The organism is Nostoc sp., from assembly GCF_036917395.1.
GTDB lineage: Bacteria > Cyanobacteriota > Cyanobacteriia > Cyanobacteriales > Nostocaceae > Nostoc.
This window is the reverse complement of the sequence record NZ_JBALDI010000004.1, coordinates 246,863-260,503: the sequence shown is the minus strand read 5'-3', so window position 1 is coordinate 260,503 and position 13,641 is coordinate 246,863. Positions and strand designations below refer to the sequence as shown.

Sequence of the window (13,641 nt, the reverse complement as noted above, 5' to 3'; positions counted from 1 at the left end):
GTGAGCGCAACGAAGTAGAGCGTGGCAATCCCATCAACTGGTGCTTAGTGAGTGATTGTGGGATTGCTTGTCTGCGACACGCTGCGCGAACAACGTCGTCCCTCCTCTCTACGAGACGCTCTTGCGTTGGCAATGACAAGTTATTCTCTGATTACAAAATAAAAACTGGGATGTACCCCAGGGGATCTAGTCCGAATAGCATTAATAAAAGCAGAAACACTTGTGGTTTAAGCAGTTTACAGCTTATGTAATTGATGCAGGATTTTGCCATCAAGGGGTAAGCTTTCAGGCAGCGAGCGTTTGCAGACTCATACTTCACTTCTGCCTGGGCGTTCTAGAACACGATCTGGAACAATAACTTTTAATAAAGTGCGATAATTTTGGTGACACTGTTAGGACTTACGCAAAACTACACGCGCTCTAGGGCAATTCATGAATTGCCCTAAGAAGAAAATCTTTCTTTTCGGCTATTGTTTGCGTAAGTCCTAACTTATTTCGGAGCAATCAAAAATGCTTTCCTTCCCCACGACTCTTACTCCTTTGCCCGAAATTATTGATGGCTTGCCGAATATTTCTGGTTGGGAAACAGAGGTTATCTCTGTAGTTAACCATAATAAACCAGTATTTTTGCCAACAACAAATATCCGCTTAGAGGATGTGAATGCTGTGTTTGCGATCGCCTTGCACATGCACCAGCCAACTATACCCGCAGGAAATGATGGTACACTCATCAGCAATCTGCAATATATGTTTGAACATCCTCATGAGGGGGATAACCACAATGCAGATCCTTTTGCTTATTGTTACAGCCGCATGGGAGACTTGATCCCCGAACTTGTAAATCAAGGTTGCAATCCGCGTGTGATGTTGGATTACTCTGGTAATCTTTTGTGGGGACTGCGGCAAATGGGACGCAGTGATGTTCTTGATAATCTCAAACGCATCACTTGCGATCGCACCTATCAACCTTATGTAGAATGGCTGGGTACAATGTGGAGCCATGCAGTTATTCCTTCCACACCTATACCAGATATTAAATTGCATATCATCGCATGGCAACATCACTTTGCGGCAATTTTTGGCTGGGAAGCACTAGCGCGAGTCAAAGGATTTTCGCCCCCAGAAATGCACCTACCAAATCACCCTGATGCTCTGTTTGAATTTGTGAAAGCGCTGAAAGAATGTGGATATCGCTGGCTACTTGTTCAAGAACATTCTGTAGAAACAATTAGTGGTCAATCTCTTACCCACAAACATTTACCACATCGTCTGATTGCCCGCAATTCTCAAGGCGAAACAATTAGTATCACAGCCTTAATTAAAACCCAAGGTTCGGATACTAAATTAGTTGCACAAATGCAGCCTTATTATGAAGCCAAAACCTTATCCAAACAACAAATTGGCAGTGTTTTTGTGCCACCAATAGTTAGCCAAATTGGAGATGGTGAAAATGGCGGTGTAATGATGAATGAATTTCCTAGCGCTTTTAAACAAGCTTGGTGGGATATGGTCAATAACGGCGGAGGAAAATCAGGTGTTGTTGCGATGTGTGGTACAGAATATTTAGAATTAATAGAAGCTGCTGGATGCAAACCTGAAGACTATCCAAGTTGTCAGCCAGTTGGACAACATCAGATTTGGGAGCGAGTTTCACCAGATAATTGCCAACCTGAAGCTGTAGAGAATGCGATTCAAGAATTAAAGCAAATTAACTCTAATTTTCACATGGATGGAGCCTCGTGGACAAATCATATCAGTTGGGTGAAAGGATATGAAAATGTGTTATCCCCCATGTATCAATTAAGCAGTTTATTCCATCAAAAAGTTGATTCATTACAGCAAATTGATTCAGCAGAACCTGTTACCAGACAATTTAACTACCGTAACGTTCTTTTACATAACCTTTTGCTGCAAACCAGCTGTTTTCGTTATTGGGGACAAGGTGCTTGGACTGACTATGCACGGGAAATTTATCAACGGGGTGAAAATTTATTGCAGATGAATTGAACGGAGGACTGGAAGCTAGTACAATACGGCGTCAGTTTGCCTACCTTTAACAAGGGGATTTTGCCCCTTGTTGTCTGGTTAATTGAGATGGTAGCTGGCTCCCCTTAAAAAGGCTTGCTCTAATTCCCTCCTTTTTAAGGAGGGTTAGGGAGGAGCAAGCCTTAACCCAAGCGTAATGAGGCAGAAAATAAAAACTCAGGTGAATTGAGATTTAGTTTAAGTAAGTGGGAAGTCTAATTGTAGGTTACTAGGTGCTGCCATCTGAATTGGGTAAGCACGCTGGTATTCAAACTTACAATGAGGTAGTTGTGTTTCGAGTTGTTGTTGGTCATAGTGACGATCCTGATTCTCAAAACGCGATCGCTGAAGTTCTTCAAGAATGTAGCCGTTCCTTAGCAGGGTCAATTCCTCAGGCTGGACTTTTATTCACTGCTATAGACTTTGATCATGCGTTAATTTTGCAACGTATTCAAGATGCTTTCCCCGGAATTGAGTTGATTGGTGGAACTACAAATGGAGAAATCTCCTCAATTCTGGAGTTTCAGCAAGATTCTCTAACCTTAATGCTGTTTGCTACCGATGAAGTGGAAATTCGGGCAGGTATTGGACGAGGAGCATCTAAAAATCCAGCCCTTGCAGCCCAACAAGCGATCGCACAAGCAAAGGCAAAAAGTGCATCCTTACCGCAATTATGCCTCACCTTTCCCGATAGTCTAACCAGCAATGGGGTCTTGATTTTAGAGGGTTTAAAACAAAGTCTGGCAGAGCATGTTCCCATCATTGGGGGAATGGCTGCCGATGACTATACCTTTAATAAGACCTACCAATTCTTTCAGCGTGAAGTGTTGAGTGATTCAGTGCCAGTGCTGCTGTTCTCTGGACAACTATTATTTTCCCACGGAGTTGCCAGTGGTTGGACTCCTATCAGTCAACGTAGCCGTGTAACTAAAGTTAATGGCAACGTAGTCTATGAAATTGATGGACAGCGTGCCTTAGATTTCTACCAGCACTATCTCGGTCAAGAACGATTTGCGGCCAACTTTGCGATTCATGCCTTGGCGGTTTTTGAGGATCAAGACCATTTTTATATGCGGGCACCTAATGGTTACGATCAACAATCTGGTAGCGTTACCTTCTTCTCTGATATTCCTGAACAAGCAGTTGTGCAAATCACCGATGCAACTCGTGACAATATTCTGTCAGCTTCTGAGGCATCCCTGAAAAATGCTCTTGCCGATTATCCCGGTGTCGAGCCAACAGCAGCGTTACTTATTTCCTGTGCAGCCCGTCGGCGAATTCTGGGAACTCTGACTAGACTTGAGTATCAGCTAGTCAAAACTCATTTACCAAAGGCGTTGCCTTGCTGTGGTTTCTACGCTTATGGTGAAATTGCTCCTTTGGTAAGCAAAGGTCAAACGCAATATCATAACAAAACATTTGTCACACTGCTAATGGGAACAAAATAAGTAGTGTATGGATAACCAAGACGATTCCATGCAAATCCAAGAGTTGGAAAAGACAAACCGTATCTTGCGAAAAAAGCTGGAACGCTGCGAAGCTGAACGCCGCCAGCTAGAAACTGACATTGGCACAAAGGAATTTTTACTAAAGAAAGTCATTTGTGAGTTAGAAGACTCTCGGACAGACTTGCAGTATAGAGGCCAAGAGTTAGAAGCTACGTTAGCTAGTTTGCATAAAATGCAAGCTCAAATGATTCAAAGCGAAAAGATGTCTGCTCTAGGTCAAATGGTGGCAGGCATTGCTCACGAAATCAACAATCCCGTTAGCTTTATTTACGGAAATCTCAGCCATATCAGGCAATACATCCATGACTTACTACAACTAGTCGAGCTTTATCACCATCATTTCCCCAACCCACCTACTGAAATTCAAACTGAACGCAAAACCGTCGATTTAGAGTTTCTACAAAAAGACGCGATTATGGTATTGAACTCAATGAATATTGGGACGGAGCGTATCCGGGATATTGTGCTGTCACTACGTAACTTCTCGCGCCTAGATGAAAGTGAGTTTAAAGCGGTGGATATTCATGAAGGCATCGACAATACTTTGATGATTTTGCAGCACCGCCTCAAAGCCACTGACAAAAGCCCAGCAATTGAGATCATCAAAAACTACGGCAATTTCTCCAATGTAGAATGCTGCGCCGGACAGATCAACCAGGTATTTATGAATATTTTAGTAAATGCGCTCGATGCGCTTGAAGAATTCAATACCAAATGGACTTATCAAGAAATCCTGGATAATCCCAGTCACATCACGATTCATACCTCTGTCATTGATTTGCAATGGGTAAAAATTGCGATCGCTGACAATGGCCCTGGGATTCCCGAATCGATTCAAAAAGAGATTTTCAATCCCTTCTTTACAACAAAACCTGTCGGGAAGGGAACAGGAATGGGAATGGCTATCAGTTATCAAATCATCACCGAAAAACATAGCGGCAAGTTAGAATTTTTTTCGACACCTGGAAAAGGAACGGAGTTTGTGGTTCAAATTCCTATCAAGCAGCAAGTTTAGGAAGTAATCTAACGCAATGTGATGATGGATATTCAAACTCCACCTAACCGAAAATAAATTCTTCGTTTCAAGTCAAAGACTAGGAGCAAAATTTTATGTATTTCCAATAAGCCTTTGGGGATGGAGTTTTATTAAACTAAAGGCAATAAAATTTCAAATTTTGTACCTATACCAATTTGTGAATGGAAATTTAATTTTCCACCATGTCTTACAGTGATAATTCGATAACTTAGTGCTAAACTAGTATTCTTACTATTCTTTGTTTCAAGAGAAAAAGACTCCATAATTTGCTGTTGCAATTCTTGAGATATTCCAGAACTATTGTCAGCAATGCGAATTAAAATCCAGCGAGAATCTGCTACATCTGGGTTGCTTGCTTCCTGGGAAATCACTTCTGTGGTAATCTCAATTCGGGGTTTTTGAACAGTCTTTGTATCATCTAGATGCAATTGCTGTCGCACTGCTTCATTGAGTAAAGTATCTACAACTTCGCTGAAAATATTCATCAAAACCTGATTTAATTGCCCCATAAAGCAATAGATTGGAGGTAATTGACCGTAGTATTTGACGATTTCAATTTCTCCTTGAAGACGGCTATTAATTAATAAAATGATACTATCTATACAGGCATGTAAATCTGCTGGTTTTGGATAAAGTTCATCGATATGACAGAAATTTTGTAAGCTGGTGACGAGTTTTTTTAATCTTTCCGCTCCGGTGCGGATACTAGCAAGCGATCGCGACAAATCTTGTTCTAAAAAATCAAATTCAATCTCTTCTTTAAGAAGATTAATTGTCTGGGAAGCTGATGGTAATTCTTTTTCATAAGCTGCTATCAGCTTGAGTAAATCTTGGCTGTAGTTTGAAACATAAGTTATATTACCCCAAATAAAACCTACTGGGTCTAAAATTTCGTGCGCTATGCCGTCTACCAAACGTCCCAGATTTGCCATTTTATCATTTTGAATCATTTGGGCTTGGCTGCGTTCATACCGCACCAAATTGTCAATTCCCCGAATTTGCCAAGAAATAATATTCAATTCTTGTACATCTAACAATCTATAAGCATCAGATTCTGTGTGTACTACAATTGGTTCTGCTAAGAATTCTGGCGATCGCTTTAAGCTAAGTTGCATCGCAGTTAAAATCGATGTTGTATCAGCAAGGAGCAACATCGGTATCCGTGCATAGCTGTAGAGAACGGCTAATGGTTGCTGAACAAATAACTCTTGTCCATAGGGACGAATCAAAAATTCCAGCAGTCGTCGCCGCGAAATCATCCCAATAAAGTTTCCCTGTTCTACCAAAATTACTCCTGGTAACAGGGGATATTTTTCCAAAAAATTAGCCACTTCCATACCAGTGCGGTTGATTTCCACTGGGAAGTTGTACATTGGTAGTTCTTGGAGGGTTGACTCTAAATCGAGATCGCGATCGCTACCAATAGACAAAAATGGCGGTAAGATTGAGCAACTGAATTCTTCTGGCACTAGACACCCTGATTTTTACAAAGACAGGTAAACAATAAGTTAATATTTTACATTCTGCCACCCTCTAAATCCGGTTTAGGTTTAGGTATCTAGTCGAACTAAGTTAATCCTCATTCATTTTTCCAGAATGATTCGCTTGTATTAAGCGGCTCCAGCCCTTTGGGCATCCTACGGCAGGCGTTAGCCTCTCACGAATGGGACAAGGGGAGCCACTTGCTCTACTTGGGGAAACCCCAAGTAGAGCAAGTGGCGTGAGACGATGCCGCGCAACGAGCGTGATTACGAATTGGAATTATGAATTAAAAAGGGCTGGTGTAAAAGAGTCATCTATGGCTTAATTTGTTTAGACACAAATTTTACTGCTACCAGGGTAATCAAGATGACAAATAGACCTCCTTCCGAACCAGAGTCATCCCAAAGAACTGCCCTTGGCTTTGATGAATTTATAGCCATTATGGTTGCCTTTACCACTATCGGAGCGATTCTTTTTTGGTCATTGTCTGGCAGGGATTCTAGCTGGAACTTAAACGGGCTGCTGTCGCCTTCTTCCACTCCATCTCCTAGCGTTCAACCAAATCAAGTATTGCCCTCCCCTACTCCCAAGGTAGAACCAAATGCAGCCCCTAGATTCAACGTTTTGCCGTCATCTCCACCTGAAGCTGTTATTGAACCCAAGATACCTTCATTTCCGACTAACAGCGCAACTCCTTCCCGCGCAGTGTTACCATCTGCTGAGGTAATCCCAACTCAATCCCCACAACTACAGACGCCTGTATCCTCTTCAACAGGACTTGAGTCATCAATTACATCATTAGCATTGCCTTTAGTAACTCCGGCAAAACAAAAATCCATTATTCCGCCGCCAATTGCATTTAACGATGTGCCCAATAACTTCTGGGGTCGGCGTTTTATAGATGTTCTTTCTTCCCGTGGTATTCTCAAGGGGTTTCCTGATTATTCTTTTAGACCAAATCAGCCTGTAAATCGCGCCGAATTTGCTGCTATACTCCAAAAAGCCTTTGACCAAGAACCGTCTAAGACCGCGATCGCATTTCAAGATGTACCAGCAAAATTCTGGGCTACTCCAGCAATTGACCAAGCCATCAGTGCCGGATTTCTCACAGGCTACCCTAAAAAAACCTTCAAACCACAACAAAATATTTCGCGAGTGCAAGTTTTAGTTGCCCTTGTCAGTGGGTTGAATTTAAAAGCACCCACTTCCCCAAATCAGATTTTAAGTGTCTATAAAGATGCTAAAGATATTCCAACCTATGCTATTAGCAAAATAGCCGCTGCTACAACTAATGGTCTGGTAGTTAACTATCCAAATCAACAAATTATCGCTCCTAACAAAGTAGCTAGTCGGGCTGAAGTGGCAGCGATGATTCATCAAGCTTTAGTAAAACGTGGCAAGTTGGAGGCAATTCCATCTCAAAACATTGTGCCGCAGCTACGCCTGCCGCAGGCATCGCGCAGCGTGTCTCCAGGACTTTCGCGCACTCCAAAGCACAACCTAAAAGGTAACTTGTCCGCAGGAGGCTCGTCTCAGTGAAGCTCGGTAGGGAAAGTGTTCAACAAACACAGCAGAGGAACTGAGGAGAAAGATTCTTTATTGCTCCCCTGCTCCCTTGCTTGTTGGCTAACCCATTGCAGAGAATTCAAAATTCAAAATTAGAAATTCAAAAAAATTCTTAATTTTGAGAAAAGTCTGATCTAAGGCTTCCTCAGATCAGAACAGAGCGTGATTTTGAATTAAAGCATTAGCGTAGCGTCTTTGCAGGAGAAGCCATAGTTAGATATTAAGCTTCTGGAATTTCTTTACCAACTACTTGTGATTTCAGAGTGGTGATTTCACTAGTTAACTCTTTCCTGGTTGAGGCTTTGAGTAAATAGCGGTAAACAAACCAGGCAGAATAACCAATACCGATCAACTCAAAAGTAGGTGCTACCAAGGGGATATCATTCAAAGCATCTAATATTGCCAAGAGTACTTTAACTCCAACAATTGATCCCACAATTAAACCAACAGTCACCAGGGGTTGCCTATATTGATTAAAGAAGCTTCCCAGATATTCTGGTAATGTTGCTAAAAAGCTAGAAATTTGCTCTCCGTATTTTAGCCATTCGTCTTGAGATTGTGCGGGGGGCTGGAGTTTGGTGATGGTTCCCGTTTGGCTGTTGATATCTGTCACTGTACCCTCTTTGGATGTGCTTTCTGTGAATTCTTGTTCTGGCATTTTCGCTCCTATAAATTTGACAGTTGAGTTTTTCTGATCTGGATAATTACAACCAAAAGGCTGTTGATTAGGTAATGCACAAGTGCATCAATAGAATTAGGTCAAGGGCAGAAATGGGTTTTAGTATCCTATAACCATAATTGCCCCGTAATATCTACTGCATCAACTACAAGGTAGAAAGTCAGCAGGAGGATAGAACTCAGAAGGATGTTGTATTATAATCGGCTTTCTGAGTTCTTTTTTTTGAATCAACTGGAATCCTCCGGTTGTGATTATCCCATTCCGTGTCATTTGCTCATAATCGTACTAAATCTAAGTACAAATTATGCAAAAATCAGTCTACCTCTCATTTATATAAGCCTAAAAGCCGATTTTATCTGATATTAAAGCTATCTTAAGCCGCCTTCGTCAATTAACGCATTCGTATTGATATTAATACGTAATAACAGTTTTTGTGTGTTCATATAGACTAGATTTTAGAATTATTTTATGATATGCGTGTCTGGGGACTGGGGAACTCGGGGCGCTCTCTGGGGATAAAGGGCAATGGGGACTGGCTAGACATGGAGGAAGAAGTCTCTAACTTGTCTCCTCCCAATGCCCAATACAACTCTTGCAGAGGCTGCGCCCTAAGCGTAGCTATGCCGCAGGCTTTACGGCTTACCTCGACTTCTCTACGAGACGCTCTTGCGAACACTCGGTACAAGTCGCCCTTCGACTACGCTCAGGACAAGCTCAGTACAAGTGCCCAACGAATGTCAAAGCTTTTGTTTTTTTCCTGATTGTAATAATTTTCTAAAGAAGCAGTAAGGTAGAGTAGTGGCGTACCTGATGCCAAGAACTCATTGCTATAGCAATCAAAATTGAAATGTGAGAAAATACGGAGATTAAAAGTACCTATTTATAAGCATTTCAGCAATTTTATCTCTCACGAATGATTTAAAATTGCTATATCAAAACCACTCATATTATATAAGGTTATGCTAATTATCTAATAAGCAATGATTTGCTATTGCTATAAAAGAAGATAATCTAGATATTAATCATTAATGAAAGTGTTTGCACAAGCTAGACTGATTTAGTGATTTTTGCGGGAAGGCAAGGAGATTGAGAAATGCTTTCCTCAAAAGCCAACCCCTATCGACAGCAGTTCAGAAAGCAAAAAAGTGTCAGCCGAAGAGCGATCGACAGACGAACTCCCGACTATAGAATTTCCCTCACGAGGGAAACTCAAAGCCAGTTCTTGGCGCATCCATCAAAAAATTGGCTATGGGTACTTTGTAGCTATCGGAATTGGCTTTTTTGGCTCACTGACTGGGTTAGTGATTGCCAACTACTACCGGGGAAGAGAAGTCAGGCAATTCAATCAAGCCTATGAACAAGGACAACTACTGAGTAATTATAAAGATGCAGTAGTAGGGGCGCAATTGCATAGCTCTAACCTAGTTGCTGTATTGGAAAATTCACAACAACTGCAAAGTAAAAAAGCCGATTTTCTGAAAAATGTTGAAAAAGCCAAGCAACTAGAGTCAAAAATTGCCGGATTCATCGATAGTAAACCTAAAAGACTAGCAGCAACAAGTTCGATTTTACAGACGTTATTGCTGGATTATAAGACTAATTTAAAAGCTTACGTTGACCAAATAGAGGTCGTCTTAAAGGAAGTTGACTCCCAGCAAGTGCAGCAGAAGCAGATTTCCTCTGCCCGATCGCAGTTATTGACAATTATGCGTGGTGAAACAGCCATCCGGCTAGACCAGCTTTCTGAAAGCTTGACTAACATCCTGCAAACTGCTGAAGTTCAAGAGGAAGAAAGGCAAAAAGCTGTTGAAGAGGCAAAAGTAGTCGAGCGATTCATCGTGATTATGAGTATGCTGGTTTCGGTGGCGATCGCAGCTATTGTAGCATGGCGTACCAGTCGGGCGATCGCTGAACCAGTTATCACTGTCACCCAAGTAGCGGAGCAAGTTGCAAGAAAATCTAATTTCGATTTGCGAGCTCCAGTCACCACTGAAGATGAAATTGGCCTACTCGCCAAATCTCTAAATCGTCTGATTGAACGAGTATCTGAGCGAACAAAAGAACTACAACAAGCTAAAGAATTAGCCGAAGCTGCTAGCAAAGCAAAAAGCGTATTTTTGGCCAATGTCAGCCACGAATTACGCACGCCATTAAATGCTGTCATTGGCTTAAGCCAACTTCTAGAAGACGACGCCACCGATCTTGGTTTATCGGGAGACTTTATCACAGACTTAGAAACAATTAACTCTGCTGGTAAGCATCTACTGCACTTAATTAACGAAATCCTCGACTTGTCAAAAATTGAAGCGGGGAAAATGACCCTCTATCCAGAGACATTCGAGATTGCAACCCTAATTCATAACGTTGTCCTCACAGTCAAACCGACTATAGAAAAAAATGCCAATGTCTTAGAAGTACATATTGATCAGCAACTTGGCATCATGTACGCCGATCAAACCAGGATGCGGCAGGTGTTGTTAAACTTACTAAGTAACGCCGCCAAGTTCACTACAAACGGCAAGGTGATACTGACAGTCAACAGAGAAAAGGATGAATTCCGACTGGAGGCTTCTTTGGGCATCATTACTTTCACCGTTACCGACACAGGCATAGGTATGTCTCACCGTCAACAGCAGCAGTTATTTCAACCTTTTACCCAAGGAGATACCTCGACTACGAAAAAGTATGGAGGTACGGGACTGGGGTTGGCAATTAGCCGCCACTTTTGCCAGATGATGGGTGGTGAGATTATTGTCAAAAGTGAGCCGGGAGTTGGCTCTACTTTCACTATTCGTCTACCAATGACTGTGCAGGATTGAAGGAGTTACTGAAAACCTGAAACCTAGATCCCCCCTTAAAAAGGGGGGAACCCTAAACAGCCAACTTTTATAAGGGGGTTGGGGGATATCTTATGTGTAAGTCCTAAATTGTTTAATTGTTGGAAGTCCTCTGCCAAATTAAGTAATGATACTTACCCTTCCTGTATCCAAATCGTAACGACCTCCGACGATTTTCAATTTGCCCGACTGCACCTGCTCAGTTAAAAGCTGCGATCGCTTCAACCGTTCAAGTTGATATTGTACATTTGCAACCACAGCATTCTCAACCGCGTCACCCGACTGACTCTTGACCTTTTCCACTGCTGGCTTAATTGCCTTCACAAAAGTACCAATATCACCGAGTAACGATTGGTTTTGTACAGCGGCTGTTACTGCCCCACAACGCTCATGACCCATCACCATCAGCAGTGGAGAACCTAACAGAACAACCGCATATTCAATACTGCCGATCGCTTCAGGGGTGGCAATATTTCCGGCAATCCGAACATCAAAGATGTCCCCAATGCCTTGATCAAAAACAATTTCTGCGGGCACTCGTGAATCCGCACAACTAAGAATAGTTGCAAACGGATGTTGAGCTTGAGCAACTTCCTGCAACCGCAGCGCAGATTGATCGGGGTATTGGGGTTGATGCTGAACAAACCGCTGATTTCCCTCCATCAGCTTTTGCAATGCTGCATCGGGATTGATGGATTCAGGGGAGGTTGAGGGTATTTCGGCAGCTTTGGCCTGTTCAACCCGCCAGAGGAAATCGCTGGCAGTTAGCATCATCCCAAACGCTCCGGTCATTCCTAACTTTAAAAAGTCACGACGTTCCATGAAATGCTTCATTGAATTTCTAACTCTCCTACATCGAGGCAACACATCTTACAGAGCGAATTTCCATTACATCGGAAATGTAGCAAGTACCTCCGAACTTATTCAGGAGTGGTTTGATGTTTTCGACAACACGCTTGAGTTCTTCTGGCATACAAAACGCGAGGATGTAAACATTATCAAGCATAGTCATGTCTAAATCTTCTGTCGTTCCTCGTAATCCTTTACCAGCAACATTTCGGATTACGGCATGGTTATGTACACCAGACTTGTCTAAACTATCTAAAATTTTGGCAAGCTCAAAGGAGTTGGCGATAATTTCTATCTTTTTAACTACGTGCATATTATTACCTCCAAAATAGGTTAATTCCGTAGAGATATAACGGAATTCCCACAATAATATTGAACGGGAATGTTACAGCTAGAGCAGTAGAAACATACAGGCTGGGATTTGCTTCGGGAACAGTCATCCGCATCGCCGCAGGGACAGCGATATAAGAAGCACTGGCACACAATACAGCAAATAACAGCGAATCTCCGCGAGGCATACCGATGAATTTGGCAATCACCAACCCAATGCCTGCATTGAGTATTGGAATTAGTATGGCAAATAAAATCAGGAAAACTCCGGTTTTTTGTAAGTCTTTAATTCTTCTAGCAGCGACCAATCCCATGTCCAGTAAAAAGAAGGTGAGAACGCCATAAAACAACCCTTGAGTAAAAGGTTCTAATACGTGCCAACCGCGTTCTCCTGTCAAGACACCTATTAATAGACTACCGACTAATAGAAAAACTGAACTATTAAGAAATGCTTCTTGCAAAACTTCCGGCCACGAAAACTCTCGCTTGCCATCGGCGGTGAATATATTTACCAAAATTAGACCAACTATAATAGCTGGGGATTCCATCAGGGCAAGAGCTGCCACCATGTAACCATCAAAAGTAATGCCAAGCTCAGTCAAAAAAGCGCTAGCTGTAATGAAGGTAACAGCACTGATAGAGCCGTAGGTTGCAGCGATCGCAGCAGCATCGTAAGTATCCAATTTCCACTTCAGGATAAAAAAGGTGTAAATTGGAACAATGCAAGCCATCATCATTGCTGCGGCGAGTGTTAGAATTACTTCCTGAGTGACACCGCTTTTGATTAGTTCTACCCCTCCTTTAAAACCAATGGCAAACAGCAGATACAACGAAAAGAGTTTGGGCGCTGGTGCGGGAATTTCTAGATCAGATTTGACAAAAACAGCAGTCATGCCTAAAAAGAAAAACAGGATTGGCGGATTTAAAATGTTGGATACAATTAAGCTCAGATCCATATCCACCCCTCGTTGTATTGGTTAAACCTGCAATTAAAGAAATTTTTCATCTTTAAAAATTTAACGGTTCAATCATGATGTATCGTGTATTGCTACCCAATGTCAATTGGGTACTCAAGGAGTGAATAGTCCTATTGGTGACAATACTCTCCGTTAGGTATTGCAGCGTTTTTCAAGCAAATAAACCACGGGCTAGGGAACATTGCCGTATCCCTACGAAAATCTGTAGTTCAATTAACTGAAAATAGCTGTAAGCTCTGTTGACAACAGAACAGTGAGAGCAAGCTCACCATGTTTTGAGGTTTGATTCCCCGTCGCTGATTTTACGACAGAACGCGCCGGAATAACTAGTGGCTAACTTTTCTCCGGAAAA

General features: G+C 42.0%; 10 protein-coding genes. 5 read left to right on the top strand and 5 right to left on the bottom strand.

Annotation, left to right across the window (positions count from 1 at the left end; all coding sequences use genetic code 11):
* Positions 1 to 510: 510 nt before the first annotated feature.
* From V7K46_RS03445 to V7K46_RS03435, 3 genes are all read left to right on the top strand, one after another.
* Positions 511 to 2,007: a glycosyl hydrolase family 57 gene (locus tag V7K46_RS03445; protein ID WP_335111059.1), complete on the top strand. Its 1,497-nt coding sequence runs from the start codon at positions 511 to 513 to the stop codon at positions 2,005 to 2,007.
* Between the two features lie 308 nt (positions 2,008 to 2,315).
* Positions 2,316 to 3,473 carry an FIST signal transduction protein gene (locus V7K46_RS03440; protein WP_335111315.1) on the top strand — a complete coding sequence of 386 codons (1,158 nt, stop codon included), beginning with the start codon at positions 2,316 to 2,318 and terminating at the stop codon, positions 3,471 to 3,473.
* A 7-nt stretch (positions 3,474 to 3,480) separates the two neighbouring features.
* Complete coding sequence (locus V7K46_RS03435) at positions 3,481 to 4,548, top strand: sensor histidine kinase (RefSeq protein ID WP_335111057.1); 1,068 nt, start codon at positions 3,481 to 3,483, stop codon at positions 4,546 to 4,548.
* A 131-nt stretch (positions 4,549 to 4,679) separates the two neighbouring features.
* On the opposite strand, the gene V7K46_RS03430 is transcribed toward V7K46_RS03435, so the two are convergent.
* Positions 4,680 to 6,038, bottom strand: coding sequence for a sensor histidine kinase (locus tag V7K46_RS03430; RefSeq protein ID WP_335111055.1), 1,359 nt, complete (start codon positions 6,036 to 6,038; stop codon positions 4,680 to 4,682).
* Between the two features lie 379 nt (positions 6,039 to 6,417).
* Here V7K46_RS03430 and V7K46_RS03425 point away from each other — a divergent pair, with 379 nt between their 5' ends.
* Positions 6,418 to 7,590, top strand: a complete 1,173-nt coding sequence (locus V7K46_RS03425) for an S-layer homology domain-containing protein (protein WP_335111053.1) — start codon at positions 6,418 to 6,420, stop codon at positions 7,588 to 7,590.
* A 247-nt stretch (positions 7,591 to 7,837) separates the two neighbouring features.
* Here the strand turns inward: V7K46_RS03425 and V7K46_RS03420 are convergent, their stop codons facing one another.
* A complete protein-coding gene (locus V7K46_RS03420; RefSeq protein WP_334956620.1) occupies positions 7,838 to 8,275 on the bottom strand; it encodes a CAAD domain-containing protein in 438 nt (145 codons plus the stop codon).
* A gap of 1,166 nt (positions 8,276 to 9,441) precedes the next feature.
* On the opposite strand from V7K46_RS03420, the gene V7K46_RS03415 reads away from it, so the two are divergent.
* On the top strand, positions 9,442 to 11,115 hold the full coding sequence (locus V7K46_RS03415) for a sensor histidine kinase (RefSeq protein WP_335111051.1): 1,674 nt from the start codon (positions 9,442 to 9,444) through the stop codon (positions 11,113 to 11,115).
* 138 nt (positions 11,116 to 11,253) lie between these two features.
* On the opposite strand, the gene V7K46_RS03410 is transcribed toward V7K46_RS03415, so the two are convergent.
* Genes V7K46_RS03410 through V7K46_RS03400 form a run of 3 tightly spaced genes read right to left on the bottom strand, consistent with a single transcriptional unit; the run spans position 11,254 to position 13,268 of the window.
* On the bottom strand, positions 11,254 to 11,955 hold the full coding sequence (locus V7K46_RS03410) for a carbonic anhydrase (protein ID WP_335111313.1): 702 nt from the start codon (positions 11,953 to 11,955) through the stop codon (positions 11,254 to 11,256).
* A gap of 28 nt (positions 11,956 to 11,983) precedes the next feature.
* Entirely contained in the window at positions 11,984 to 12,295 is a 312-nt protein-coding gene (locus tag V7K46_RS03405) for a P-II family nitrogen regulator (protein WP_335111049.1), read from the bottom strand.
* 4 nt (positions 12,296 to 12,299) lie between these two features.
* Positions 12,300 to 13,268 carry a sodium-dependent bicarbonate transport family permease gene (locus V7K46_RS03400; RefSeq protein WP_335111047.1) on the bottom strand — a complete coding sequence of 323 codons (969 nt, stop codon included), beginning with the start codon at positions 13,266 to 13,268 and terminating at the stop codon, positions 12,300 to 12,302.
* Positions 13,269 to 13,641 lie beyond the last annotated feature (373 nt).